This is a genomic window from Marinococcus sp. LNHM5E3-2.1 (assembly GCF_056034365.1).
Genome location: NZ_JBQLIB010000001.1, coordinates 669,655 through 693,554, shown reverse-complemented (window position 1 = coordinate 693,554; position 23,900 = coordinate 669,655). Strand labels below are relative to the sequence as shown.

27 protein-coding genes and 2 riboswitches are annotated in these 23,900 nt (G+C 48.9%); of the genes, 7 read left to right on the top strand and 20 right to left on the bottom strand.

Translation table 11 applies throughout. From position 1 onward, the window contains the following. Positions 1 to 150: 150 nt before the first annotated feature. From ACTRXH_RS03550 to ACTRXH_RS03520, 7 genes are all read right to left on the bottom strand, one after another. On the bottom strand, positions 151 to 1,881 hold the full coding sequence (locus ACTRXH_RS03550) for a PrpR N-terminal domain-containing protein (RefSeq protein ID WP_474280584.1): 1,731 nt from the start codon (positions 1,879 to 1,881) through the stop codon (positions 151 to 153). A gap of 65 nt (positions 1,882 to 1,946) precedes the next feature. Further along, positions 1,947 to 2,942 (bottom strand): 4-hydroxythreonine-4-phosphate dehydrogenase PdxA, encoded by a 996-nt coding sequence (pdxA, locus tag ACTRXH_RS03545; protein ID WP_474260750.1) that lies wholly within the window; start codon positions 2,940 to 2,942, stop codon positions 1,947 to 1,949. Next, complete coding sequence (locus ACTRXH_RS03540) at positions 2,939 to 4,228, bottom strand: four-carbon acid sugar kinase family protein (RefSeq protein ID WP_474280582.1); 1,290 nt, start codon at positions 4,226 to 4,228, stop codon at positions 2,939 to 2,941. Before ACTRXH_RS03540 ends, pdxA begins: the two co-directional genes overlap by 4 nt. A gap of 71 nt (positions 4,229 to 4,299) precedes the next feature. Next, positions 4,300 to 5,274: a 2-keto-3-deoxygluconate permease gene (locus ACTRXH_RS03535; protein WP_474280580.1), complete on the bottom strand. Its 975-nt coding sequence runs from the start codon at positions 5,272 to 5,274 to the stop codon at positions 4,300 to 4,302. A 337-nt stretch (positions 5,275 to 5,611) separates the two neighbouring features. Then, positions 5,612 to 5,884 (bottom strand): hypothetical protein, encoded by a 273-nt coding sequence (locus ACTRXH_RS03530; RefSeq protein WP_474280578.1) that lies wholly within the window; start codon positions 5,882 to 5,884, stop codon positions 5,612 to 5,614. Between the two features lie 80 nt (positions 5,885 to 5,964). Then, entirely contained in the window at positions 5,965 to 6,714 is a 750-nt protein-coding gene (locus ACTRXH_RS03525) for a helix-turn-helix transcriptional regulator (protein ID WP_474277653.1), read from the bottom strand. A 240-nt stretch (positions 6,715 to 6,954) separates the two neighbouring features. Beyond that, entirely contained in the window at positions 6,955 to 8,028 is a 1,074-nt protein-coding gene (locus tag ACTRXH_RS03520; RefSeq protein WP_474277651.1) for an aldo/keto reductase, read from the bottom strand. 248 nt (positions 8,029 to 8,276) lie between these two features. On the opposite strand from ACTRXH_RS03520, the gene ACTRXH_RS03515 reads away from it, so the two are divergent. Then, positions 8,277 to 8,819: a GNAT family N-acetyltransferase gene (locus ACTRXH_RS03515; protein ID WP_474277649.1), complete on the top strand. Its 543-nt coding sequence runs from the start codon at positions 8,277 to 8,279 to the stop codon at positions 8,817 to 8,819. Positions 8,820 to 9,062: 243 nt separating this feature from the next. Next, on the top strand, positions 9,063 to 9,353 hold the full coding sequence (locus ACTRXH_RS03510; protein ID WP_474277646.1) for a hypothetical protein: 291 nt from the start codon (positions 9,063 to 9,065) through the stop codon (positions 9,351 to 9,353). A gap of 79 nt (positions 9,354 to 9,432) precedes the next feature. Here ACTRXH_RS03510 and ACTRXH_RS03505 read toward each other — a convergent pair whose 3' ends face one another. The 5 genes from ACTRXH_RS03505 to ACTRXH_RS03485 form a co-directional block, all read right to left on the bottom strand. Next, positions 9,433 to 11,076 (bottom strand): catalase, encoded by a 1,644-nt coding sequence (locus tag ACTRXH_RS03505; protein ID WP_474277643.1) that lies wholly within the window; start codon positions 11,074 to 11,076, stop codon positions 9,433 to 9,435. A gap of 192 nt (positions 11,077 to 11,268) precedes the next feature. After that, positions 11,269 to 13,002, bottom strand: coding sequence for a SulP family inorganic anion transporter (locus ACTRXH_RS03500; protein WP_474277641.1), 1,734 nt, complete (start codon positions 13,000 to 13,002; stop codon positions 11,269 to 11,271). Between the two features lie 368 nt (positions 13,003 to 13,370). Next, positions 13,371 to 13,937, bottom strand: coding sequence for a hypothetical protein (locus tag ACTRXH_RS03495; protein ID WP_474277637.1), 567 nt, complete (start codon positions 13,935 to 13,937; stop codon positions 13,371 to 13,373). Between the two features lie 47 nt (positions 13,938 to 13,984). After that, entirely contained in the window at positions 13,985 to 14,404 is a 420-nt protein-coding gene (locus tag ACTRXH_RS03490; protein ID WP_474277634.1) for an RDD family protein, read from the bottom strand. Between the two features lie 113 nt (positions 14,405 to 14,517). Next, on the bottom strand, positions 14,518 to 15,030 hold the full coding sequence (locus ACTRXH_RS03485) for a GNAT family N-acetyltransferase (protein WP_474277631.1): 513 nt from the start codon (positions 15,028 to 15,030) through the stop codon (positions 14,518 to 14,520). Between the two features lie 155 nt (positions 15,031 to 15,185). Beyond that, a riboswitch (glycine riboswitch) is annotated at positions 15,186 to 15,290 on the top strand. 3 nt (positions 15,291 to 15,293) lie between these two features. Next, positions 15,294 to 15,371: riboswitch (glycine riboswitch) on the top strand. A gap of 78 nt (positions 15,372 to 15,449) precedes the next feature. Here ACTRXH_RS03485 and ACTRXH_RS03480 point away from each other — a divergent pair. The 3 genes from ACTRXH_RS03480 to ACTRXH_RS03470 are packed head-to-tail and all read left to right on the top strand — an operon-like array spanning position 15,450 to position 17,005. Next, the gene (locus ACTRXH_RS03480; RefSeq protein ID WP_474277629.1) at positions 15,450 to 15,947 is read left to right on the top strand and encodes a serine dehydratase beta chain; all 498 of its coding nucleotides are present in this window, start codon (positions 15,450 to 15,452) and stop codon (positions 15,945 to 15,947) included. Beyond that, complete coding sequence (sdaAA, locus tag ACTRXH_RS03475; protein WP_474277627.1) at positions 15,944 to 16,828, top strand: L-serine ammonia-lyase, iron-sulfur-dependent, subunit alpha; 885 nt, start codon at positions 15,944 to 15,946, stop codon at positions 16,826 to 16,828. Before ACTRXH_RS03480 ends, sdaAA begins: the two co-directional genes overlap by 4 nt. Positions 16,829 to 16,864: 36 nt before the next feature. Continuing rightward, positions 16,865 to 17,005 (top strand): hypothetical protein, encoded by a 141-nt coding sequence (locus tag ACTRXH_RS03470; RefSeq protein ID WP_474277625.1) that lies wholly within the window; start codon positions 16,865 to 16,867, stop codon positions 17,003 to 17,005. Positions 17,006 to 17,446: 441 nt separating this feature from the next. Here ACTRXH_RS03470 and ACTRXH_RS03465 read toward each other — a convergent pair whose 3' ends face one another. After that, the gene (locus tag ACTRXH_RS03465; protein WP_474260727.1) at positions 17,447 to 17,929 is read right to left on the bottom strand and encodes a universal stress protein; all 483 of its coding nucleotides are present in this window, start codon (positions 17,927 to 17,929) and stop codon (positions 17,447 to 17,449) included. 271 nt (positions 17,930 to 18,200) lie between these two features. Between ACTRXH_RS03465 and ACTRXH_RS03460 the strand changes: the two genes are divergently transcribed. Further along, positions 18,201 to 18,338 carry a hypothetical protein gene (locus ACTRXH_RS03460; protein WP_474260726.1) on the top strand — a complete coding sequence of 46 codons (138 nt, stop codon included), beginning with the start codon at positions 18,201 to 18,203 and terminating at the stop codon, positions 18,336 to 18,338. Between the two features lie 51 nt (positions 18,339 to 18,389). On the opposite strand, the gene ACTRXH_RS03455 is transcribed toward ACTRXH_RS03460, so the two are convergent. The 4 genes from ACTRXH_RS03455 to ACTRXH_RS03440 all read right to left on the bottom strand — a co-directional run bounded on the left by ACTRXH_RS03455 (position 18,390) and on the right by ACTRXH_RS03440 (position 20,963). Then, the gene (locus ACTRXH_RS03455; RefSeq protein WP_474277623.1) at positions 18,390 to 18,962 is read right to left on the bottom strand and encodes a nitroreductase family protein; all 573 of its coding nucleotides are present in this window, start codon (positions 18,960 to 18,962) and stop codon (positions 18,390 to 18,392) included. 41 nt (positions 18,963 to 19,003) lie between these two features. Then, positions 19,004 to 19,870, bottom strand: coding sequence for a pirin family protein (locus tag ACTRXH_RS03450; protein WP_474280576.1), 867 nt, complete (start codon positions 19,868 to 19,870; stop codon positions 19,004 to 19,006). A gap of 131 nt (positions 19,871 to 20,001) precedes the next feature. Next, a complete protein-coding gene (locus tag ACTRXH_RS03445; protein WP_474260723.1) occupies positions 20,002 to 20,439 on the bottom strand; it encodes a MarR family winged helix-turn-helix transcriptional regulator in 438 nt (145 codons plus the stop codon). A gap of 68 nt (positions 20,440 to 20,507) precedes the next feature. Then, complete coding sequence (locus ACTRXH_RS03440) at positions 20,508 to 20,963, bottom strand: Lrp/AsnC family transcriptional regulator (RefSeq protein WP_474280574.1); 456 nt, start codon at positions 20,961 to 20,963, stop codon at positions 20,508 to 20,510. 185 nt (positions 20,964 to 21,148) lie between these two features. Between ACTRXH_RS03440 and ACTRXH_RS03435 the strand changes: the two genes are divergently transcribed. Beyond that, complete coding sequence (locus ACTRXH_RS03435; RefSeq protein ID WP_474280572.1) at positions 21,149 to 22,051, top strand: DMT family transporter; 903 nt, start codon at positions 21,149 to 21,151, stop codon at positions 22,049 to 22,051. A 13-nt stretch (positions 22,052 to 22,064) separates the two neighbouring features. Here ACTRXH_RS03435 and ACTRXH_RS03430 read toward each other — a convergent pair whose 3' ends face one another. From ACTRXH_RS03430 to ACTRXH_RS03420, 3 genes are all read right to left on the bottom strand, one after another. Beyond that, positions 22,065 to 22,937: an SDR family oxidoreductase gene (locus tag ACTRXH_RS03430; protein WP_474280570.1), complete on the bottom strand. Its 873-nt coding sequence runs from the start codon at positions 22,935 to 22,937 to the stop codon at positions 22,065 to 22,067. A gap of 89 nt (positions 22,938 to 23,026) precedes the next feature. Next, positions 23,027 to 23,170 carry a hypothetical protein gene (locus ACTRXH_RS03425; protein ID WP_474277607.1) on the bottom strand — a complete coding sequence of 48 codons (144 nt, stop codon included), beginning with the start codon at positions 23,168 to 23,170 and terminating at the stop codon, positions 23,027 to 23,029. 46 nt (positions 23,171 to 23,216) lie between these two features. Further along, positions 23,217 to 23,723, bottom strand: a complete 507-nt coding sequence (locus ACTRXH_RS03420; protein WP_474277605.1) for a GNAT family N-acetyltransferase — start codon at positions 23,721 to 23,723, stop codon at positions 23,217 to 23,219. Positions 23,724 to 23,900: the final 177 nt, after the last annotated feature.

Sequence of the window (23,900 nt, the reverse complement as noted above, 5' to 3'; positions counted from 1 at the left end):
GATTTAAAGCAAGAAAAAGGGGTTACCCTTCTTTACGTCATAATCTTCCTGTCATTTCATTTCCATAAAAAAACACCTCCATCTGCCGGTTTCACTTGGAAAACGACGTTAGAGGTGTTTTACTTATTCTTATTTCGTTCCATTTAACCTTCAGCTTTTGAGCTTACGCCATAATGTTGATCGGTTAATGTTCAATCGTTTGGCAGCCCGGGTCTGGTTCATGTTTTCTTCCTGAAGCACTAAGTTGATCACTTGTTTCTCAATGTTATCCAGTGGCTGATTCAGATCCAGCACTTCACCCCTTCCATCAGTGGATTCAGCATTAGTCAGAATGGCTTCTCTGGAAATATACGGACCGTCGGAGTTCCGTACACCCACTTCAACCAGTTCCTGCAGTTCATGCAGATTCCTCGGCCAGTGATAGGCTTTCCATTCTAACAAAAGGCCGCTTTCCACTCCCACAATCTGTTTCCCGTATTTTGAATTGTTTCTGGCAATGAATGTGCGTATATATTCCGGTAAGTGCTCGATTCTCTCACGTAAAGGAGGCAGTGAAAGCACCAGGCTTTCTTTTTGAAATTTCTCTTGAAGCAAAGGCAGCTCAGTTTGCCTGGCAGCAAATATAATTACAGAGGCGGAAGCAGAGGCAATTTGAAAAAGTTGTTCAAGCCTATCTTTTGAAAGAGCCTCCCAACTTTTAATGTAAAATGTGCCACTTCCCGATACAATCATAGCTTCGAGCCGCTTCATCGCAATTTCGCCGAAATCTTCGTCCAGTCTTACTTCCCATTGATTTTCAATATAGTTATTACGGTAATGATGCAGCGCGGTAGCAATGGAACGCTTACCCGTCCCATTTTCCCCTTGGATAAAATATACGGATTCAGTAAACTTTTTCGCCTTTTCCACCACGGAACGTACTCGTTCATCAGCTGTAGAAATTTGGCCAAAGGAAACAATGTCTGATTGTAACGGCTGAATGGATAAACCATTTTGTTCTATTTTGTATCTGTTTTCATCACTGATTTTCAAAAAATACAGTCGTTCTTTTCCTTCAACTAAAAATTCTCCTTCTACAATTACACTGCGTCCCTCAAAAACGAACGTCTCCTGAAGAAAAGAATAATTCAGCATTTTTTGATGCAAGCTCTGCAATGTATTGCTCTTCTCAGCATTTTGATTTACATACGAGGTCAATCGAAAGAGATTTAAAAATGACTGATTGGCAAATATTAATTCCCCGGTATCTTTGATTAAAGCAATATTTTCCGGTAAATGCTCCAGTAAATGATGATAGCTTCTGTTCATCGAGTCCTGATAAAGCATTAGCCTTCCAACTTCTTTTGCCTGAAAGACAGCCTGTTCCACAGACTCCGGCCCAGAGGTTATCATAATCCCCTCCAGCCCAAAACGCCGGGCTGTCGTCAAAGTTACTGTATCTCCAATAATAACTTGTATGTTTCGGCTGATAGCATTTTCTACTGCCTGATGCACCTCTAAAGAGCTGTGAATAACCTGATAGGAAATGGATATACCCAATAGTTCCGCCACCTGATTCACCCCATGGCAGACGTTGGGAAACCCGATTAACTCTATAGGCTCTTTAGAGTCTTTGAAGAGCAGCAGCGTACGCAGTATATCGTAGCCGGAAACATCTATTTCAACTACTGGAAGAGAAGTTCGTTCACGCAAAATTTGTGCCGTTCCGCCCCGGCTGATCAATACATGGTAGTTTTGCTCCTCAAACTGGCGGGCAGGTTCTACAGCTTCTTCCAGATCAGCTAACTGTACGTCTATAATCACTTCCTGGTGAGCTTCACTCACCTTGTTTGCTACTTCTTTTAAGCCTTGATACGGAGCTATAATCCCTATTTTCAACATTTTCTTACTCCCTTTAATGCAATTTCTTCATATTTTACATGAAAATGCAAGATTCGGAGAACAAGTTATTTAGGTGCCAGCTCCGCAGCGATAGTGAGCGCTTCAAGAAGACTCCGCTCATCCGCGATATTTTTTCCGGCTATGTCAAAAGCTGTCCCATGATCGACCGAGGTTCGTATGACCCCGTAATTTAAACCAACCGTAATATTCACCCCAGCTTCAAGTCCAAGAACCTTCACCGGAGCGTGGCCCTGGTCGTGATAGCATGCTACGACAACGTCAAAATCGCCCCGGCCTGCACGAAAAAACAGCGTATCTGCCGGATAAGGCCCTTCCACGTTGATATTTTCCTCCTGAGCCTTCTGAATGCCAGGGAGCAGCTGCTTTTCTTCTTCTCCATATCCAAACAAACCGTTCTCCCCAGCATGTGGGTTAATACCGCATACAGCAATTTTAGGATTGGAAAAGCCGGCCTTTGAGAGTGTGCTGTGAGCGAGACGAATGACGTTATACGTGCGTTCGGGCGTTATTGCTTCAATGGCATCCTTCAATCCCAGATGGGTTGTGAGATGAATAACCTTCAGATTGGGCGCAGAAAGCATCATGGAATAATCCTTCGTGCCTGTCAAATCAGCAAGAATTTCTGTATGTCCCGGATAATTGTATCCTGCTCCCTGAAGAGCTTCCTTATTTAACGGAGCCGTACAGATAGCATCAATACGCTTCTCCATAGCAAGCTGCACTGCTTTTTCCAAATATAAAAATGCATGCTTGCCCGCCTCGAAGGATAACTTACCAAAGGGAAGATCAGGGTCTAAATCACCTACCTGGAGGCAATTAATTACTGAAGGATCCACTTTCGCCTCTGAAGGATCTGATATGGACACTACTGTCTGGCCGGTATTCGTAATTTTTATTACGTCTTCAAGACGTCCGGTGTCACCGATGACCACGGGCGTGCAATATTCATAAACAGAAGCACCTGCCAGAGCTTTTACAATAATTTCTGGTCCTACTCCTGCAGCATCTCCCATCGTAATTCCAATAACTGGCTTTGTCATTTTAAAATTTCTCCTCTCAGTGTTTCGATCGCATGAATGAACGTACTTTCCGTACCAAAAGCCCCTGCTTTCGTAATGGCGATAGGATTATAATACCCGCGTAGTCTTCCCACGGGTATACCAGGTTCAAATTCCTGAAACAATTCAAATTCTATGCTTTCCAGTGAAAGGCACACCGCTCTGGCTACGTCCCCGCCCGTCATTAAGATCGAATCAAACGTTTCAATATCGAAAATCAGGCGTGTTAACCTGCCCAACCCTTCAGCAATTTTTTTCGTGGCTTCCGCCATCGGGATATTTATTTCTTCCGCTTTTTCTTTAACATTCTCTACAGCCATTTTAGTCGTATCCGTGGAAATAAGCATTACTGGATGACTACGCTCTGAAACAGCCTGAAGAATTTCTTTTATGGAAGGATCATACTGCCATCCGGGATCCAAAAAAATTTCCGGCGGTACCGACCACCCGGGGTAATCCGCCTCCAGGCGGGCTTTCTGTTTTTGAGTTATACTGCTGCGGCTTCCAGCTACAACCAAAACGGACTCACACTCATTTAACCTTTCTGCTTTTTCAGAGGAGGCTTCGCTCCCGCTTAATCCGCAAACATCAGGTAAAAATTTCATGAGGCCGGCAGAACCAGCCCAGATAAAATCGTTCCCGGTGGCTGCAAGCACCCGGCTCTGGCTTAACATCAGCTCCTCCGTTTCCCCGTCGAAGCTAAGATATACTACGCCTTCCCCTTTCAGACGTTTAAGCAGCTCTGCAAGTTCACCAGAGTATAGTTCATCTTCATTTAGATGATAAGCTTTATAACTGCTTTGCAATTGAAGAAGAGCAGTAACTTTTGAAGAACTGACGCTCTGATTAGGAAAAGTAGATATGCCGGTTTCCTTTAAAGCTTTGTCATTTACATATAAATTTCCATTTCTAACTGTTCTTCCATTCTCGGGATAAGCAGGGTTGAGCAGGATAAAATCCGGTAAAAACGCATCATACAGCGCGTCCAATTCATGTCCAATGTTCCCTCTCATCGTAGAGTCAATTTTTTTATACATTAATGCCGGGGGATTCACAGTAATTGGCCCGACAGATTCTTTAACCGTCCGGTAGGCTTCTTCGGAGGTTATTTCCCTCGAATCTGTGTCAATGATAAGTGCTTCTTTATTTACAAAATCACTTGTATCGCTTGCATTAATGGCAACAGAGGGGCGGTAACCGTATTGAACGCACTGTACCCCCGAGTCATTCGCTCCCGTTAGATCATCAGCGATTATACATATATCCATATTAAGATCACCTCGTCTGGCAAAAATAAGAGGACTTCATGTTTTGAAATCCTCTCATTTTACGTTAAATGTCATTGAAGATACGTTTGAAGCTTTCCTTTTTTCTCCAAACGCTTTACAAGAAAGCCTACATAAATAAGCAATAGTATAGCAGTAGTCACGACACTGGCTGCCACCTGGACGGTAGCCACGGATTCCACACTGGCGAAGGCGGCATTGGCGGAAGCTATCGCTGCCGGAGTCGCAACTGAGTTACCTGCTGAGGAGCCCTCCGAAGCCCCTACAATCGGGTTCCAGTTGAACAGCTTGAACACCCAGTAGCCAGCGGTTCCAGTTAGAAATACAGTCATAAATCCAAGGACGATGCCGCCGAGTCCCCCCGCTAAAATGTCCGCAAAGTTAATTCCCATACCCAGCGCGAAGGCGAAAAACGGAATCAGCATGTTGCTCCCAGAGTCCAGAAAGTCTCTCATTTCTTCATCCAGATTTCCTAAAACCGCCCCAATCACAATTGGCAAAAGCACCGCAACGAAATCAATGACCGAAAATAAACCATCTACAAAGCCCATTGCACCAAAAATCGATAACGCCACCATCGTAAGAAAAGGGCCGTCATTAAGCGCCAGTATGGAGTAGGCCGCCCTGTCGTCTCCTTTGCCGTACTGCCCGACAAGCGCTACATACAATCCACCATTACTATTTGTCATGGCTGCGATAATAGCTAAAGGGGCAAGCCCTAGAAATAAACCATCCGTACCGGCAAAAGCATAAGCAATCAAGCCGAAAGCAGCCCCTACCGCCCATTTGACTGTCAATAACGTGACACCTTTACCTATCGTGGTTCCTACGTTCCTTACGTTTATTTGCGCTCCCGCACAAAGTAAAAATAATGCAATTAGCACTAACGCACCGTCAACAAAAAGTTCTTGAGTAAAACCTCCGATACGCAGCATACCAGGGAAAAAGGTGTTAATCAGGGCCCCAAGTAACAAAGGAACTACCATCATGCCTCCAGGAATTTTCTCCATATTCGCTTTAATACGCATTATACAACCTCCTTTTTATTTTTGCAATTTGCAACAGTATATATAATAGCGCTTACATGTTGAAATATAAAACATATCGACTATTTTTTCAACTGCAAATATAAAAATTCAAAAAACAGTTGCAAAATAAAACAGATCATATAGTATAGTCAAGCCCAATGGAAAATGGGCAAGCAATTCCTCGTCTGCTGCATGAAGCTCGGATTCGTTCAAACCTGTGCCACTCCTTCTATATGAACCATGAGAAGCAAACCGACTTTATTAAAACGAAGGAACTTACTGCCTTAGAAAGTTAAATACTTAGATGACAATAATATAAAAAAGCCACCTCTATTAGTTAGAGACGGCTCTTATGTATACTATCTATAAAATAACCAGCGATACTGGATGCGTCTTTTCGTAAAACTACCGCTGCTGACCCTGACGAAGTTCTCACCTTTTTGACAGCACCAGTCTGCTCTAATCCATTGACACAATCGTCTAGTTCCTTAGCGTGTACGGGCAATGAAAGCATGCGGGTTACCTGCCTCACCAGCGCGGACATTTCCATTTCATCATCATTTGCTGCCAGGCAGGTGAAGACCGCCTGTTTTAAATCCTGCGTGCGCATTCATTTTCCCTCTTTCTCTTTCTTTGCCAGAAGCGGCTAGCCGCTCCTATCTTTATCCTTGTTAGCTGCATTAACCTTTTTTACCGCTGGGCTGCAAATATACGATATTGCCTTGGCGTGCAGCCATGAATGCTTTTAAAGCACACCCCAAAATAGCTGGCGCTCGAAAACCGCAGGCGCTCAGCGATTGATTTCACCGGTTGGGCGGTCGCCTGCAGAAGGTATGCCGCCTCCTCGGTCCGTTTATAAGTCACGTAGTTCGGAATAGACGTCCCCAGTTCTTCGTTGACCAGCCGGGAAATATGACTATGGGAGATGCCGAGCTGATTGGCCAGTATCTCCGTGTTCAATTCCTGGTAGATCTGCTGATTTACGAGTGTAATAAACCTTGAAATAATCGGGTTATTGTAGGACTGGAAATCATCGTTCCAGGTCGTATCAAGCATACCGTCTACCAGCACGTTGATTCCTTCATAAAAATCCTCTTCCCGCTCCCATTCTTCCATGACATTGATCAGGGCTACCGAGGCGGCAAGCGCCTTTTTATTATAAGAAAATGTCTGGGTGTACCGGTCCAGAAAGCCGCCAATCAGAAAGAAGTAATACTGCTTCAGCACCAGCAGGCGTTTGTCGTCCTCCGGCTCCAGCAAAATGATCCGGTAAATGGCTGCCAGTTCTTTTTTGGCCTCGTTTTTGCGGCTGCGGAAGATGCAGTCGAAAAAGCGGTTCTGTGCCATATACAGCTGCACCAGATCTTCGTTTTCAGCCTGTTCCATTTTCTCTATCTCCCGATCATACAGCGAACGGAACCGTTCATAATTCATGCTCATCGCAGATGTTCCTTTGTCTTATGTATTAGTCTGTCCTTATAAACATACTACATTTCGCGTTCATAATCTATTAATTATAATTCATAAAATATCAATAATTCATCTTTTCTGTTAAAAATAGCGGATTTTCTGTAACCGCCCGATAGATTTTCTTCCCTAAAAGATATTCAAGCTTAAGTAATTTAAAGCACAATAAAAAAAATGTACCGGCATCGGATATTCTAATGCCGGTACATTTTTTTATTGTTCATCCATCCCCATCGACTTCTTGTATCCTTCCAGATACGGCATTTCGGAAGGGCTCCCCATCTCAAAGCCGCCCATTGTCCGGTGCCACAACGGGTAAATCGGTGCCGGACGCGCGACGGATTCGATCCGGTCATGCTCATCCTGCGTTAAATACATATCTGCCGAAGCCAGATTTTCGCGCAGCTGCTCTTCGTTGCGGGCTGCGATCACGATCGGGCCGACATTCGGGCGATGCTTCACCCACGCGTAGGCGATTTGCGGCACGGTGGCGTTTCGCCCTTCGGCTACTTCCTCGAGCGCGTCAATCACCTGATACAGGCGTTCTTCATCCTGAATCCACGGCTCCGGCCACCCGCCGCCCTGGCGGGTATTCGCCGGTGCTTTTTTGTTCCGCCCGATTTTCCCCGTCAGCAGTCCTTCCCCAAGCGGGCTCCAGATCATTGAACTCACGCCAAGCTCCCGGCCTGCCGGCAGCAGCTCATATTCCGCTTCACGAGCCTCCGGCGTGTAGTAGATCTGCTGAGTGACCGGCGGAATGTAGCCCGGACGCTCTGCGACGGTAAACGTTCTTGCCAGCGCCCATCCGCTGTAGTTAGAAACGCCCCAGTACCGGATTTTTCCGGATTTCACGAGGTTGGTCATTGTTTCCACGGTTTCCTCCACCGGCGTGCGGCCGTCCCAGAGGTGGACAAAATATACATCCAGATGATCGGTGCCCAGCCGTTCCAGCGTCCGATCGATGGACGCTTGAATGTTGCTTCGGGATGCACCGAAAGCGTTCGGATCATTATCAAAATGAAAGCCGGTTTTGGATGTCAGAAGCACTTCGTTCCGCCGGCCTTTAATGGCAGACCCCAAAACGCGCTCGGCATCGCCCTTCGAATACAGATTCGCGGTATCAAACATGTTCATGCCTGCCTCAAGCGATATATCCACGATACGGCGGGCGTCCTTTTCATTAATGCTTCCGGTCGCTTCAAAGCCGTTCGTTCCGCTGAAGGGAATGGTTCCGAGTATATACTTCGGCACGCGCAGGCCAGAGTTTCCAAGATAAATATATTCCATAGTTAAAGCCTCCTGTGTGTTAAATCATTCCTCTGACTGTCCGGTCACCTTCTGTACTTTCAATTACTTTGTTCTTATACCTTGAATGATTTTTCTGCAAACATTTGTAAACGAATACTTTTTAAATTCAGACCAGGATAAAATGCTTCAGCTTTTGATGCTTTACACTCGCTTCTATGGTATGATTTTATTTAATTTCCTTTTATTGGATTAAAAGTTTGCATTGCCGCGTTTTAGGAGGTGACATTATGAAGGAAAAACTGGAGACCGGACGGCTGCTGATGAGAATTCCGGATCCTTCCAGGGATACAGACACTGTTTTCCAGGGCATCCGGCAGTCCCATTCCAGTCTTAAAACCTGGATGAGCGCCTTTCAGGAGCCTCCAACGCCTGCGGGTACTGAAGCCTTTTTAACGGAAGCCTGCGCACAATTTTCCAAAAAGCAGAAGCTGCGCTATCTTTTATTCGAAAAACAGCACTGTTCCTTCGTCGGAAGCGTTGTTATTCAGGAAATTGACTGGCACATTCCGCGCTGTGAGCTTGGCTACTGGATCCTGGACCCTTATCAGCGCAGAGGATTTGCACTCGAGACTGTCATGGAAGCTGTCCGTTACGCTTTGGAGGATCTGGGAATGAACCGGATCGAAGCCTGGACAGATGAGCGGAATTATCCAAGCACCGCCCTGCTTGAGAAGGCCGGCTTTCAGTTGGACGGCATATTTAAAAATGATGAACGGTCCGCTGACGGTACGTCTTTAATAAATTCTGCAGTGTATTCGATTACTACTTAGGACAAAGCTTACAGCCTACATCGTTTTAAATTAGCACTTTTGGCATGAGTAATTATTATAAAAAAGGGGTATTTCTTCAGATACGGGGATTAACCCTGTATAGAATTGCTTATAGTTACAGCTGACTGAATAATATTCATTTTTCTCTGCACCTGATTCAGGTAAAAGAAAAAATGCTTTTTAGGGTTTCCATTCTATGGATTGGAACGCCCTTTTCACTTTATTAAAGGAGTTATTTAAAATATGTCTTCCATCGTATTCGGTTATACTTTTTATGAACAGGAGCTGATCATCGGGACAGCGGTGAGCCTGGATCCTTACCTTCACGGACAGGAAGTACACATGTTTGAAAGCATCGACAAATTGTTTCAGGCGCTTCATCCATTCGCGGTGAACGGGACTCCTGTATGTTTTCTGTCTGATGCCCGTGTGTTGAAAGCCCCGTGGGCCTCATATGATCTAAGCCACAACACGAAAACGCCGCCATGCTTCCATACGTTTGACGACGATAACGGCCAGCCGCTTTTCGAATAAATAACGGAAAATTAATAAAGAGCTGAAGCCGGAGGATGATCTCCAGCTTCAGCTCTTTTATTGTTTTTAGGCTTCCCTCTTAGTAAGGGTCCGACGGAATACCATGCTCTTCAGCCTGCTTGACGCCTTCTTCTGTTTTCGTGGCGCCTGCCGGTCCTCCGTGCGTGGCGTCCTGGTCAGCGCCGTCAGAGGAGCTGCTGTTTTTCAGCCCTTCTTCGACCCGGCGGCCGTAATCCTCATCGCACTTTTTAAAGTGGGCAATCATTTCCTCCTGAATTTCCTTTTTACACGGAATCAGGTTATCAACGAGGTTTTTGATTAATTCATCTTTTTCCCATTCCTTAAACTTACGGAATGTTTCTCCCGCCTGCCGGTAAGGATTCTGGCGGTCGATGGCTTCTTTTTTCACTTCTCCTTCGGTATAAGGAGTGTGCGGCTTGCCGCTCATCTCCGCTTCCTTCAGATTATTCAGCGTGGAAGGCTCGTAGTTCACGTGCGGATTCTGTCCTTCGTCATTATCGACTTTATACGACATCTGTCCGCCGCGCTGGTTGGTGGCGACTTTTTTCTTCGCCTGGTTGATTGGCAGCTGCAGATAGTTCGCACCGACGCGGTACCGCTGCGTATCGGAGTATGAGAACGTACGTCCCTGCAGCATTTTGTCATCGGAGAAATCCATGCCGTCGACAAGGACCCCGGTACCGAATGCCACCTGTTCCACTTCGTTGAAATAGTCCTCCGGATTGCGGTCAAGCACGAGCTTGCCGACCGGGATCCACGGGAACTGCTCCTTCGGCCACAGCTTCGTATCGTCGAGCGGGTCAAAGTCGAGCTCCGGATGATCGTCGTCGCTCATTACCTGCACGCGAAGCTCCCATTCCGGATAATTGCCTTCCTCGATCGCTTCGTACAGATCCTGGGTGGCGTGGTTGAAGTTTTTGCTCTGGATGCTGTCCGCTTCTTCCTGGGTCAGGTTGCGGATGCCCTGAACCGGTTCAAAGTGATATTTCACGAGCACCGCTTCTCCGTCTTCGTTCACCCATTTGTACGTGTTCACCCCGGAGCCCTGCATCTGCCGGTAGTTGGCCGGAATGCCCCACGGGGAGAATAAAAACGTCAGCATGTGCATTGATTCCGGCGTCTGCGACATAAAGTCGAAGATCCGCTCGCTGTCCTGCACGTTCGTTACCGGATCGGGCTTTAATGCGTGAATGACGTCTGGAAATTTGATAGCGTCCCGGATAAAAAAGACCTTCAGGTTGTTGCCGACGAGGTCCCAGTTGCCGTCCTCTGTATAAAATTTCACGGCAAATCCGCGCGGATCACGGAGTGTTTCTGGGGAAGTCCCGCCGTGGATAACAGTGGAAAAGCGTACAAACGCAGGTGTCCGCTTGCCTTCCTCCTGGAAGATTTTTGCGCGTGTATATTTGGAAATCGGTTCATCGCCAAAGGAACCGTACGCTTCAAAATAGCCGTGGGCGCCTGCGCCACGGGCGTGCACTACCCGCTCCGGTACACGTTCGCGGTCAAAATGGCTGATTTTTTCAAGGAATTCATAGTTTTCAAGCGTTGTTGGCCCGCGATTACCGACGGTTTTCGAGTTTTGGTTGTCCCGGACAGGATGACCCTGCCTGGTCGTGAGTGTTCCGTCTTCATTTGTATTCTGCTTATCGTTGTTTTTTTCTTCGTCTTGTTCGCGTTCATTATCGCGATCTTTACTCAATGTATATACCTCCTTTATAAATCTATTGATTTTTACCCGGGGTTATTATGATTTAAACGATTTTTTTGAATTTTTTAAATTCAAGGTATATAGCTATATACCCTAACACAGCAGTCTTTCAAGGAGTATATAATATTCCTGAGACCAGAACGAGGCCGGCAGGATCCTCTTCCCTGCCGGCCTCGTTCTTTGTTAAATCATGTAGTCCCAGGAGTCCTGCTTCGGCTCCGCGGGTGTTTTAAACGGGACGTTGCCCTCGTGTTCCAGAAAGCCTTCGAGGGTCTGGTATTTAATTGCTTCAGCGTATTTTTCATCCCATCCGGCCCGCAGCAGCAGATCCCGGACAGGTCCCTTGAGCTCGACAAACCATACCTGCACGTCCGGCTCCCGGCGGAACATTTCAATGATCTGTTCGAGAGCGCCGATGCCGGTCGTGTCAATGTCATTCACCCCGGACATATCAATCGCGGCCTTCAGCCCGCCGCTCTCTGTTTTACGGCGGTCCTGAATCGTTTTTTCCACCATTTTCACAAAATAGCCGACGTTCGAAAAATGAATACGCGTGTCCGCCCGGACGAGCACCGTACCCGGCACCCGCTTAGCATTCGGGAACCGCTGCAGGTCCAGATAGCTGTGGGTATCCTCCTCATAGCCGATCTCCACGATGTTCGGCCGGGAAATGTGGCGCAGCAGCAGCAGGATGGAAAAACCGATACCGATTAACAACCCCCACTGAATGCCGACGAGAAGCGTCGCAGCAAACGTCACCACCCATATCCATCCGTCCTCCGGCTTCACCCGGAAGGCGTCCTTTAGTGACCGGATGTTAATCAGCCCGGCGACCGAAACGAGAATAATGGCTGCAAGTACCGCGTACGGCAGAAAGTAGAATAAAGACGTGAAAAAGAGAAGCGTGACAAGCACCCCGGCAGCGGTAATAATCATCGCCGCCTGCGAAGCTGCTCCTGTACGGTAGCTGATGGCACTTCTTGAAAAGCTTCCGGTCACCGCGTAGGAGGAAAAAAACGGACCGGCAATATTGGCATACCCGATCGCCCGGATCTCTTTGTTCAGGTTCACACCAAAATCGTTTTTATCGCTCAGCGTTTTTGTGATCGCAAGCGTCTCCATCATCGCAATCAATGCAATCGTCAGGGCAGTCGGGATTAACACCTGCACATCCGCAAGGTTAAAGCCCGGCACGGTAAAATCCGGAAGGCCCTGGGGCACTTCCCCGACGACACTCACTCCCTGGTTGTCGAGGCGGAAAATCCCGACTGCCGCAATGCTTAGTACGACGACAATCAGAGAAACCGGGAGATTGCGTTTTACTTTCCGGCCCCCGATCAGAACCAGCAGGCTCAAGGTTCCAACGAGCAGGGTCGGGATATGTACCTGGGGCAGATGAACGATCACATCCCGCAAAAGCGGGATAATCTGCGTCTGGCTGCCGACACTGATCCCCATAAACTGCCCGAGCTGGCTCATGCCGATCGCAATCGCCACCGCCGAGGTGAAACCGCTGATTACGTTCGGCGAAATAAATTTCACAAACGCGGCGGCATTCAGCAGGCCAAGCGCTACCTGCATCACCCCGACCATGACCGTCAGCAGCAGCACGAGTGCCACGTAATCCGGCGTCGCCGGCTCAGCGTACAGCGACACCCCGGAAAAAACAAGAATCGACGCCATCGCCACCGGCCCGATAGCCAGATGCTTTGATCCGCCGAACAGGGCGTAGATTAAAAGCGGAAGCAGCGAGGCATACAGCCCCATCACCGGCGGCAGGCCGGCGAGAACGGCGTAGGCCATTCCCTGCGGCACAATCATAATAAAAATCGTAAAGCCCGCAGCCATATCCTTTTTCAGCGACTGATTATTGTATTCCTGCGGCATGCTTAATATGTTTTTTGTCCTCCGGCGCATAAATCCTTCCTTCTTTCTCCGTGAACTTGCAAAGTGTTCAATCTCTCTCTTATAAATCATGAACCATAACTGCTTAAAAGAAAAGCCCGCGCCGTACCTTTTTGTAAAAACAGACTAACGCCGCCAGCAACACAAAGGCAGACACCCGGAGGTCCCTGCCTTATTTTTCCCATTCGTTTTTCAGCTCTTCTTTGATTTCGGCTTTCAACTGCTCATATGCGGCTTCATCCATCTGTTACTTCTTTACACGAAGCAAACGTTTACCAAATGCTTTTATGTTGAAAGCAATCATCAGCAGAGCGCCGACGATCAGCATATCCATAAGCAAGTCCACGGCTCTTCCCTCCTCAAGACAACGTGACTTCAACCTAGCCGCTGTTCTGTAAAAAGGCTTTAATTTGTTCACGGTGCGCGTCGGTGTCCGCCCTGGCCTCTTCTGAATAGGAGAGGGAATAGGTGCCTCCCTTCGCGTAAAACGTGTACGTAATCGGCCCACTCTGGATATCCCGGCCCACCGGACGTCCCCCAATACTGAGCACGTCATCGTGAGCGCCGAATACCATCTGATCGCCCGCTTCGTAATTTAAAATAATGTGAATGTCGTTGCTGTTGATGCCGTACACAAGCCGTGTACTGTAGTCCTCTTCATACCGGTGCCGGTTGCCCGCGTCCTGAAAATAAGGAAGAAGCTCGTCCTCTTCTTCCTCGCTGTACCAAATCTCCACTTCCTCGGGCTCCCCCTCTTCATTCTCGTTAATCTGCGCCCTCGAAACCGGTGCATCGTTCAACAACGGAAGCGGCACTTCTTCTCCCCATTCCGTTTCTATATTTCCAGGGACCTCTTCCTCTTCCTCCGTATAGTAAGAAGGTACGGAACAGGCGCTTAAAAGGATGAATATGCCAGCTGCCCCGGCAGAAAAGATCTTTTTTATCATGTATTTCCTCCGCTCGCATGATTGGCGTTACCATCCCGATAGTAAAGCTACCGGCTTTTTTTCACCACCCGGGTGCCCGCAAGAAAATCGTGCAGGGCCCGTTTGTCCTTACGGACAAGCACCATAATTATACTCGTGATCATCAGTATGTATAGAGTAATTCCGTACAAAATATTAGCTACGAGCACGCGCATCAGCATTGCCCCGATGCCAAGCTTCCTTCCGTCCATTTTCACAATCTGAATGCCCATGGCATACTTCCCGACCGTCTGGCCCTGCCATACTATCGGCAGAATCATGGAATATAGAAGCGATCCGGCACCGGAAAATATATCGACATTCACTTCATCGGGGTTGATCCATAGCATGGCCAGCATACTAATGAGAAGAATGGGGAAAGAAAGCAGGAGGCCGTCAATAACAATAGCGAGCAGCCTGCTGCCAAAACCGGCAGGTTCCTGTTGCATACATACACTCCTTTAATCACTCTTGTTGTAAGCTCTTCTTTTCTATTTTTTCATAATAATCTAATTTTTGGAAGTGACAATCTCCCTGGTTCCTTAATTTTCCAACGAGGTTCTCAGTCTGTCGGGAACAACGCAGTGTTCAGCCGGCCCATCACCAGCACATTGTAAAACGCGCCACGGGCAAAATGGGCTTTACGGAGCGTACCTTCTGGTTCAAACCCGCGGCTTTTATACAGCTGTACTGCGCGCGTGTTTTCTTCCACCACATCGAGCTCCAGCCGGAATAAGCCTAAATAATTATCGGCGATATCCAGCAGATGATCAAGCAGACGGCTGCCGATCCCCCGGTTCTGAAACTCATCGTGCACCGCCATGGCAGTCATGCCGTAGTAATGCAGCTTACCGCTCAGCACCTCCAGAGAGCCGATACCGACGACCCGGCCGCCGTACTCGGCAACAATCACATGATCGTTCGCCGTCAGCCCTTCAATAAATGACTGGCTGGAGGTTCTTCGCTCCGAAGGGAGTCCCAGCGTATAATGCATGACAGAAGGCTGGCGCCGGAGAATATTAATGTCTTTTTCATCTTCTGCCATGACGGGGCGCAGAATAATTTGTTCGCTCATAGTCGCATCCCTTCATTTCTTTCGGTAAATTGGTTTATTATTCCAGGCTAACAGGCTGCATCCAGTATATCGCTCTCATGCCAGCTGTCAAAAAATAGGTTTACTTTTCCAGACCGGATGTTTACACTAAAAGTAACAAAATATTGGTTTTGCAGATGAATGTATTGGGAGAGCCTGTAGAATATTACAGCACCGAAGGAGCAATTCTTCCCACCAGCCGGGAAGAAAAAACTCTCAGGTACCAGGACCAGTACAGGATGCACCTCTGGAGAAGGTATGCGTACCTGCCGAAGAAGAAAATTCTTGTCAAAGAATGAAATCTTTCAGGCACACAGACAGAGAAACGGCGATTCAGGCCGTTTCTCTGTCTTTTTTTGCATTAATGTAATCGTTTTCAATTCAAATTTGGAGGAATCGCTATGGAGTTTGACAGCTGTTTTGATATTATCGGCCCGATTATGGTCGGTCCCTCGAGCTCTCACACAGCGGGGGTCGTATCGATCGGGAAATTTGTGCACGACTGGCTGGGAGAGGTCACAGATGTGACAATCACGTTCTACGGCTCTCTCGCCTCCACCTATCAGGGACACGGCTCGGACAAAGCCATAATCGGCGGCCTGCTCGGATTATCCGCCCACGACACCAACGTCCGGAGTGCGTATGCGCTGGCCAAAGACGAAGGCCTTCGTTACGACTTCCAGTTCTGTCCGGGCACTCCAGGCGGATGCCACCCGAACACTGTACATCTTCAGGCATCGTCCGGCATAGAAACCGTCCGCGTATCCGGCGCCTCCATCGGCGGCGGAGTGGCCTGCATTTATGGAATTAACGGTCATGACACCAGCATTAATTTGGGAACGGGTCCGGATATTTTATCGATTGCAGCCCGCACGAAAAAGGAGGCGTCATTTATATGAACGATACCATTGAAAGTATTGTACAGGAATGCATGGCTCAGGACATTTCCATTGGCGAGTGGATGCTGCGCCGTGAGGTTCGCCGCTCCAATTTTTCCCGGGAGCAGATTTTCGGACGCATGCAGGAGCGGCTGCAGGTAATGAAGCAGGCGGTCCGGGACGGAGTGAGTGACATTACGGAAACAGAGAGCAGGCTCTCGGGCGGTGATGCTTACCGGATGCATCAGTATAATCAAAACACCGACCCGTTATCCGGACCGGTCATCAGCACGGCGATGGAAGCAGCGATGGCCACGTCGGAAAGCAACGCAAAAATGGGCCTTATCGTCGCAACTCCCACGGCCGGGTCCGCAGGTATACTACCGGGCATTCTGGTCTCTCTCCAGGATAACCGCAGCATCGATGATGACACCCTGACGATGGGGCTGTTCACAGCAAGTGCCATCGGTTACGTATTTGCGAATCACGCCTTTATTTCCGGCGCGGCAGGCGGCTGTCAGGCGGAAATTGGCTCAGCGACGGCCATGGCTGCGGGCACGATTACGGAGCTGCAGCATGGCTCCCCGGAGCAGGCAGCCCACGCCACCGCAATAGCAATGAAGTCCCTTCTCGGACTCGTATGTGATCCGGTTGCCGGGCTCGTCGAAGTGCCGTGCGTGAAAAGAAACGTCATCGGCACCTCCATCGCTTTTTCAGCGGCCGATATGGCTTTAGCGGGCATAACCAGCCGCATCCCCTGCGATGAAGTTATTCAGACGATGCATACGATCGGCCGCGACATGCCGGGCAGCCTGAAAGAGACTGCTGAAGGAGGGCTTGCCCAGACCCCGACGGGAAAAGAAGCCGCCCGGAGGTTGTTTCAGCGGCCCTGCAGCTTATGAATCCCGGGCTCTAAATTCCACATAAGAGGTGAAGCTATGAACGAACGCCGTTTTTTTCAAATCTGGTTCGGTACTCTCACTCTCGTCAGCTTATTGTTTACGTACTGGGCTATAGCGGTTTCCGCCCTTCTTTTAGGCATTTTCTGCTTTATTTCTCCAAGGCCCAATGAAACGTAAATCCCTGAAACAACTCAAAAACGGCTTGATTATGGCTCCCGCCAGGCTCAAGCCGTTTTCTTTACTGTTCATATTCTATTTAAATTCCAGGCATTCTGCTTTCTGTTTCACCCCTGACGTGCTATTCTTACTATAAGTCCCTATAAAGGAGGTCATTGCCATCGACCATTTTGCATATGTACTTCAACGTCCCAAAAACCAGGTATACATAGGAACAGCCGCCGATATCCGCTCACGCTTCGGCAGCTCGGAACCCGTTTATTTTTGTTCCGAGGATGAACTGCTCGCCAGCTTAAACGCCTTTCGCGATGAAGAGCTTATCATCACTACCGTTAGTGACCTTCCAGTGATTAAACAAAAATGGGACGATAAAAACCAATACACTCTTTAATGACGCACAAAGATCCCCGGCGGGATTACTCCCCCCGGGGATCTTTTGTTTTACTGAAGCGGTGCGGTGTGCGCTCGCTGGATCGAAGCGATCGCCGGGTCAACGACATGAACGTCGCAGGGAGCGTGCTTCACCACCGTTTTTGTGGTGGTGTTTCCCTGTATCGCCTGGCCGAGGGCATTGCCGCCGGACTGCCCGAGAATGATAAGATCCGGGTCAACCCTTTCACAGAGCTGGTTCACGAGACGTTTTTTCGGCACTCCATTGTCCAGGACGGTCTTTACCCGCGGTACGCCTTTTTCTTCGGCGTTTTTCCGGTACGCTTCAAGCCGGTATTCTGCTTCTGCGTGCAGCCGCCTGATACCGATCGGGTCCATCCATCCGAGCGAGGAATATTCATTATAATGAAACACATAGGCGAGCGTCAGGTCGGCATCGTGCTTAACCGCGACACGGCACGCTTCGTCAAAGGCATCAACATTAGGGTTACTGAGCACATCAAGCGCTGCCAGGATATGGCTGTATTGTTTCAATCCATTTCACCTCTTAAATTTTTATAAAATAAAAGCCAAAAAGCACAGAGGTCTCCCTTTAGTACTTTTTGGCTTATGTTGCAGGCTTATGGATTCCCGACATTTCCGCCGCTATGGCTTGTATTTGTTACCATATTCCCAGGCGGTTTCAATACTCAAACTAAAAATATTGTGTTTTTATAATTTTCATTCATTTTCACATATAATTCGAGGTTTTAAATAATTGTTAAGCGGATACAATATAATTGAAATATGGTTGCAGGAGGATCGCATGAACAAACATCATCTTTTAAACCAGCTTAATGCTCTAAAACAGCAATGGGTCCAAAAAGAAATTTCTCTTCGGGAATACTTACAGCAGCGTTTGAATCTGCGTCAGCAGCTGAACAAAAGGCACGATGAAAAATAACAAAAAGCAGGCAGCGGGAGGAAGCCGCTGCCTGCTTTTTATATGCCGCTATTATTCCGTTATCCAGGTGGTCACCTGTTCCACCGGCTTCCGGTGCCCTTTCTTCATCTCCCGCATCGGATAGCCGATATAAATCAGTCCGAGTACTTTTCCCCGCCGCCCCAGGCCGAACAGATCGTTCATTTTCGGATGATAGCAGTGCGCCCCGGTGCGCCAGAAGGCCGCCAGCCCGAGGGCATGCGCAGCGAGCAGCATGTTCTGGATCGAGGCGTATACTGCGCCGTACTCTTCAAGCGTATCCACCCGCTCTTCCTCAGACGGCTCGGCTGCCACTGCAATCACGACCGGTGCACGCATCGGCTTTTCCTTCTGCTTTTCGAGATTCTTTTGCTTTTCCATTTTTTCTTCCGGCGTCATACCTTCCGCGGCAATGGCGGCCATCGCTTCCCCGAGCTGCCTGCGCCCGTCACCGGTCATGACGAAATACTGCCACGGCTCCGTTTTGTGGTGAGACGGCGCCCAGGTGCCGGCTTCGAGCACCTGCGCAATGATATCCTCCGGTACTTCAGTTTCTTCTACGAGTCCGTTACTGCGGCGTGAATGAATTGCTGTCAGTACATCCATTCTGCTCCATCTCCTTCATATTGAATGACACTCTGTTCAGCTTACTCTGCGGGCGGGCCGAATTTTCCCTCGTGAAAGTCCCGGTACGCCTGCCTGATTTCTTCCATACTGCTCATCACAAACGGACCGTACGGTACAATCTCTTCACGGATAGGTTCACCGGAATACACGAGCAGTCTCGTCCGGCGCTTATGGGCTTTAATGCGGAGCGTCGAGAGCGCTTCCGGATCTCCGTTATCCTCGAAGGTGAGCGTCGCCACGTCATGCTTGTTGACGGTACCATCCGCCACATCGGCACTGCCGGAGAGCGTGTATAAAAAGGCATTATGGTTTTCCGGCAGATGATGCACGTATTCCGCCCCCTCCGATAAATTAATTTCGGTCAGCGTGATGGGGACGAGCGAGTTCAGCGGCCCTTCTTCCCCGGCGACGGTCCCGGAAAAAACCTTTAAATTTCCGCCGTCAATCTGTACGGTCGGAGCCTCTTCTCCGTATACATTCTGGTAGATGGTATCGGTATTTCGCTGGTCCTTCGGCAGGTTCAGCCACAGCTGCAGGGTATGGGCGATATCATTTTCCACCCCGTCCTCTGCATGGCGGGCCGCCCAGCCGGCATTCATATACTGCACGTCGCCGGGCTCGAGAATGTCGCGGCCGCCGCCGTTATCAATGTGCTCAAGCCGTCCGTCCACCACATACGTAACGGTTTGAAAGCCACGGTGCGGATGATCCGGGAACGTGCCCTTCTTAAACCAGTCCTCGGCCATTAAAATGAACGGATCAAACTCCTTCCACCGGTCCACCGGCAGCACCCATCCCTTCTGAATGGAAGGAAAACCGAATTCCTCGTACTGTACCGTCCATTTATCACGGATCCTGCGCTGAAACGAATGCTGTTGATGCGCCATGAATAATCCCTCACTTTCAATTTAGTATGCATAGCAACTATTTACTCAAAAAATATATTCAATTCATTTAATCTGCATCTTTAGTACAACATATTTTTCCGGCTCCTGCAAAGAATCTACTCCGAGAGCCCCTACTCCCCCCAGAGACTCCCCGAAACATTTTTATTTATTTTGGCAAGCGTCTGTTCAAGCGCTTTGAGCTCTTCTGTGCTGATTCCCTTCGTCACGGCAGCGTTGAACCGCTCGGCTGCCGGGCGTACCTTTTCCTGAAGATGCCTTCCTTCTTCTGTCACAAACAGCTGCATGGCCCGCTGGTCCTCAGTCCCCGCCGCCCGCCGCACGAACTGCTTTTTTTCAAGCTGGGCGGCCATCCGGGCAACGTTGGTTTTATCCTTCTGCAGCTTGCGGGCTATATCGTTCTGGGTGCGGCCGTCTTCTTCCCATAAAAGCATCATGATAAGGTTCTGCTCCGGAGTAAGATTAAACGCCTGCAGTTCTTCTTTAATAAAGCTCGTTAATTTCAAATCGGTCTGATGGATCATAATGCTGATAAAATCTTCGGTATGCATCTGAATCCCTCCGTTGACTGATGGATTTGGGCAATGAATTTTATTTTAATTAAGTCCATAAAAATGCTTTATTTCCTGAGCGGCAGCACCGTCGAAGCCTTGACCTCCCGGAGCACGATGCTCGTCTGCAGCTGGGAGACGCCTAGCTGGTTCAGCTCCCGGATAAACGCCTCTAGCTCCTTGCGGCTGCGGTGGATCGTTTTCAGCATATAATCAAACGAGCCGGTCATGCAGTAGCACTCCATCACCTCCGGCATTTCCGATAAACGATGTTCGAGCTCGTTTAACTCCTGCGTCTGGTGAATGCTCGTACTCATAAATACCGTGCACAAAAGATCATACCCGAGCTTTTCCTGGTTGAGGAGCGCCGTATACGAATCAATATATCCTTCCTGCTCCAGCCGTTTGACCCGGGCGTGAGTCGCCGGCGCCGAAAGGCTCACCCGCTGGGACAGCTCCAGGTTGCTGAGCCTCGTTTCCGTCTGCAGTAAATCAAGAATATGTACGTCCACATCGTCTAACATGCGTTTTCCTCCTTAATAATATTCGTTTATCAAGTGCTTTCTTCTCCTTAAACAAAAATAAATTCTTTTTCATGATCGTTTTATTAATAAATATTTTGTATTTATCAATTTATACAAAATAATATTTTATACAATCATTTTACATGATACATTTATTTCGTACAATATTACGGGAGGGAACAATCATGAAATACACCGCACTGCTGCTGCTCGCAAGCCTATGCTGGGGGAGCAATTTCATCGTTGGCGAAGGCTTGACCGCCTACGCTTCTCCCGTGACGCTGACGATTCTGCGCTACGGCATTGCTGTTTTCTGCCTGCTGCCAATCATTGCGCTCACAGAAAAACGCCTGCTTCCTGACAGAAAAGCGATTGTACCACTGCTTCTGATGGGAATTACAGGCGTCGCACTATTTAATATTCTGCAGTTTACCGCGCTTGATTCATCCAATGCCACCAGCGTAAGCATTATCTCGACGATGAATACGCTGTCGATCGCCCTGTTTTCAGCGCTTCTTCTCCGTGAACGGCTGCGCGGCGCACAGATCATGGCCATGCTCATTTCCACCGCCGGCGTACTGCTCGTCGTGAGCGGCGGAAGTCTCACTGGCTTCTCTTTTGCCTCCGGCGATGTGTGGATGCTTGCGGCAGTTCTGGTTTTTGGGCTCTACTCAATCTGCAGCCGCTGGGCGACCACCATGGTGTCTCCGATGATGTCGGTCTGCTACTCCGGATTGTTCGGCGTACTCCTGCTGCTTCCAGTCAACGGCTTTCAGATTCCCGTCCATCAGATCGATGCCGCATTTATCGGATCGATGCTGTTTTTAAGCATCATTGCCACGATTGTCTGTATGGTGCTGTGGGGAATAGGTGTGAAGCATCTGGGAGCGACAACCTCCGGGCTGTTTTTAAACTTTAATCCGCTGTTTACCGCCCTGCTTGCCTTTATCCTTTTTGGCGAACACCTCACCTGGGCGCAGGCGGCAGGCAGCGCCATCGTCATCGGCGGATGCACCGCGTTTTCCCTTTTCACGAAAAAACGCGGGAGGCTGCTATCAGCTCCCGCGCTCCAAAAGCGTACAGCTTGAGGCGTTGTCGTAATTAAGACTCGGCTGGAAGTGTCCGCACGAGATGTTCAAGCGCGTCATGCATCGGCGTGGCCGGACGGCCGAGCAGCTTTTCAAAATCATTGCTTTCAATGTCGAGCGATCCGCTGCGGATGCCCTGCTGGATGCTTACAAGCATTGGTACAACCGCCTCCGGCATCCCGGCTTCCTTCATGATTTCCGCGTATTCATCGTCATCCACATGCTGCACTGGAATTTCTTTTCCGAGCACGTCTCCGAGTACGCTTACGAGCTCGTCCTGGGTGTGCGGACGGCCGGAAAGCTCGTAAACCGACTGCTGTACACCCTCTCCAGCGAGAGCCGCGGCCGCTGCTTCTGCGTAATCGAGCTGCAGCGCCCATCCTGTCCGGCCGGTCCCGGCAGCAGTAACCCACGGCGCCCCGTTCATGGCTCCCTGAATACCCGGCACTTCATTCTCAAGGTACCAGTTGTTGCGAAGAAATGCGTGCGGAATGCCGGTTTCAATGATTGCATTTTCGGCTGCTCGATGCGGCGGAGCCAAAAACATCGTGCTGCTTTCTGCATGGCCGATGCTTGTGTAGGCAATAAAGGAAACACCCGCCCGCGCCGCAGCTTCCACCGCGTTCGTATGCTGTCGGATTCTTGTATCATTATCTCCGTCTGTTGAAATAATCAGCAGCCGGTCCACGCCGGCAAACGCTTCGTCCAGACTTTGCGGATCGTCAAAATCGCCGCGGCGCACGTCCACCCCTGCTTCCTTCAGATCTTGGGCCTTGTCCGGGTTCCGGACACTGACGGCCAGCTGATCAGCCGGCATCTTTTTCAGCAGCGACTGCATCACCTGGGATCCTAATTTGCCTGTTGCTCCGGTTACTAGTGCTTTCATTTGTCATTCCTCCATTTCTATTGTTAATTATAACCAAAACAGTTACATGTAGTACAACAAAACGACTGTCTTTTTAAATTTTGCCACAGCTATCCCAGCGTTAAGATCGCGAGCGCTGTAAGAAACAATGCATAGCTGCTGTAAACGGCAATTTTCCTCACCCGGCTGTTGGGAATAAAGCTGACCGCTGTCAATACACCGGCGAAGCCCAGCACCATGAGCATGATAAGCATGTTCTTCCTCCTTGGGCTGCCCGGTTCGCAGCTGTTTTTCTTCTATTTAAATAGCGCGCCTGTACCGGAGCGATACATAATCTTCGTCTTCCGTGTTCGCATACCCGATACGCTCTCCTTCGTACGTAAAGCCTCTGGCTTCATAAAAGGGAATCGCCAGCTGGTTGTCCTTCTGCACCGACACCCACTGCTCGGCCGATCCCCATTTCTGCTGCTGGCGGGTTACCGCGCCGAGCAGTTTCGTGCCGATACCCTCATTCCGGCGGGCCGGGTCCAGATACAGCACATACAGTTCGGATTCCTTCTCCCCAGTCATGCCACCGCCCGCAGCCCCTACTACTGTTTCATTTTCCAAAGCTGTAAAATAGCCGCCCCAGTCGAGGCTTGTATGCTTCACCTCATCGAGCACTCTGGCTTCATTATAAAACTCCCGGCACACCCGATCGAGATAATCATCGCTGCACAGCTTTCGGTACGTCGCCCAGGTCGCTTTCGTACAGACAGAAATAATGCCGGAGACATGTGAGGGTCCGGCCTGTTTGATATGTATCATCTTTTTCCTCCGGCATAACGATTTTATTAAAGCTTTTCTTTTGGTCTCTATCATATTCTAAACGTTTTTCCTGCTTTTTAATATATGTTACAAGGGAAAGATTAGCAGCAGGTGCCCTGAGTCATTACTAAAGATAAACCTCCGACGGTAAAGCATCCGTCAGAGGCAGTTGGTAAT

Bases quoted from the DNA above. Each gene is read 5' to 3' on its own strand.
- ACTRXH_RS03495 (WP_474277637.1), bottom strand. From the start codon at position 13,937: ATGATAAAAAAGATCTTTTCTGCCGGGGCAGCTGGCATATTCATCCTT.
- ACTRXH_RS03425 (WP_474277607.1), bottom strand. From the start codon at position 23,170: ATGCTTATCATGCTCATGGTGCTGGGCTTCGCCGGTGTATTGACAGCG.
- ACTRXH_RS03445 (WP_474260723.1), bottom strand. From the start codon at position 20,439: ATGCATACCGAAGATTTTATCAGCATTATGATCCATCAGACCGATTTG.
- ACTRXH_RS03530 (WP_474280578.1), bottom strand. From the start codon at position 5,884: ATGCGCACGCAGGATTTAAAACAGGCGGTCTTCACCTGCCTGGCAGCA.
- ACTRXH_RS03540 (WP_474280582.1), bottom strand. From the start codon at position 4,228: ATGGATATATGTATAATCGCTGATGATCTAACGGGAGCGAATGACTCG.
- ACTRXH_RS03500 (WP_474277641.1), bottom strand. From the start codon at position 13,002: ATGCGCCGGAGGACAAAAAACATATTAAGCATGCCGCAGGAATACAAT.
- ACTRXH_RS03455 (WP_474277623.1), bottom strand. From the start codon at position 18,962: ATGGATGTACTGACAGCAATTCATTCACGCCGCAGTAACGGACTCGTA.
- ACTRXH_RS03420 (WP_474277605.1), bottom strand. From the start codon at position 23,723: ATGATACATATCAAACAGGCCGGACCCTCACATGTCTCCGGCATTATT.
- ACTRXH_RS03435 (WP_474280572.1), top strand. From the start codon at position 21,149: ATGAAATACACCGCACTGCTGCTGCTCGCAAGCCTATGCTGGGGGAGC.
- ACTRXH_RS03515 (WP_474277649.1), top strand. From the start codon at position 8,277: ATGAAGGAAAAACTGGAGACCGGACGGCTGCTGATGAGAATTCCGGAT.
- pdxA (WP_474260750.1), bottom strand. From the start codon at position 2,942: ATGACAAAGCCAGTTATTGGAATTACGATGGGAGATGCTGCAGGAGTA.
- ACTRXH_RS03485 (WP_474277631.1), bottom strand. From the start codon at position 15,030: ATGAGCGAACAAATTATTCTGCGCCCCGTCATGGCAGAAGATGAAAAA.
- ACTRXH_RS03450 (WP_474280576.1), bottom strand. From the start codon at position 19,870: ATGGCGCATCAACAGCATTCGTTTCAGCGCAGGATCCGTGATAAATGG.
- ACTRXH_RS03470 (WP_474277625.1), top strand. From the start codon at position 16,865: ATGAACGAACGCCGTTTTTTTCAAATCTGGTTCGGTACTCTCACTCTC.
- ACTRXH_RS03460 (WP_474260726.1), top strand. From the start codon at position 18,201: ATGAACAAACATCATCTTTTAAACCAGCTTAATGCTCTAAAACAGCAA.
- ACTRXH_RS03440 (WP_474280574.1), bottom strand. From the start codon at position 20,963: ATGTTAGACGATGTGGACGTACATATTCTTGATTTACTGCAGACGGAA.
- ACTRXH_RS03550 (WP_474280584.1), bottom strand. From the start codon at position 1,881: ATGTTGAAAATAGGGATTATAGCTCCGTATCAAGGCTTAAAAGAAGTA.
- sdaAA (WP_474277627.1), top strand. From the start codon at position 15,944: ATGAACGATACCATTGAAAGTATTGTACAGGAATGCATGGCTCAGGAC.
- ACTRXH_RS03525 (WP_474277653.1), bottom strand. From the start codon at position 6,714: ATGAGCATGAATTATGAACGGTTCCGTTCGCTGTATGATCGGGAGATA.
- ACTRXH_RS03510 (WP_474277646.1), top strand. From the start codon at position 9,063: ATGTCTTCCATCGTATTCGGTTATACTTTTTATGAACAGGAGCTGATC.
- ACTRXH_RS03480 (WP_474277629.1), top strand. From the start codon at position 15,450: ATGGAGTTTGACAGCTGTTTTGATATTATCGGCCCGATTATGGTCGGT.
- ACTRXH_RS03535 (WP_474280580.1), bottom strand. From the start codon at position 5,274: ATGCGTATTAAAGCGAATATGGAGAAAATTCCTGGAGGCATGATGGTA.
- ACTRXH_RS03520 (WP_474277651.1), bottom strand. From the start codon at position 8,028: ATGGAATATATTTATCTTGGAAACTCTGGCCTGCGCGTGCCGAAGTAT.
- ACTRXH_RS03430 (WP_474280570.1), bottom strand. From the start codon at position 22,937: ATGAAAGCACTAGTAACCGGAGCAACAGGCAAATTAGGATCCCAGGTG.
- ACTRXH_RS03490 (WP_474277634.1), bottom strand. From the start codon at position 14,404: ATGCAACAGGAACCTGCCGGTTTTGGCAGCAGGCTGCTCGCTATTGTT.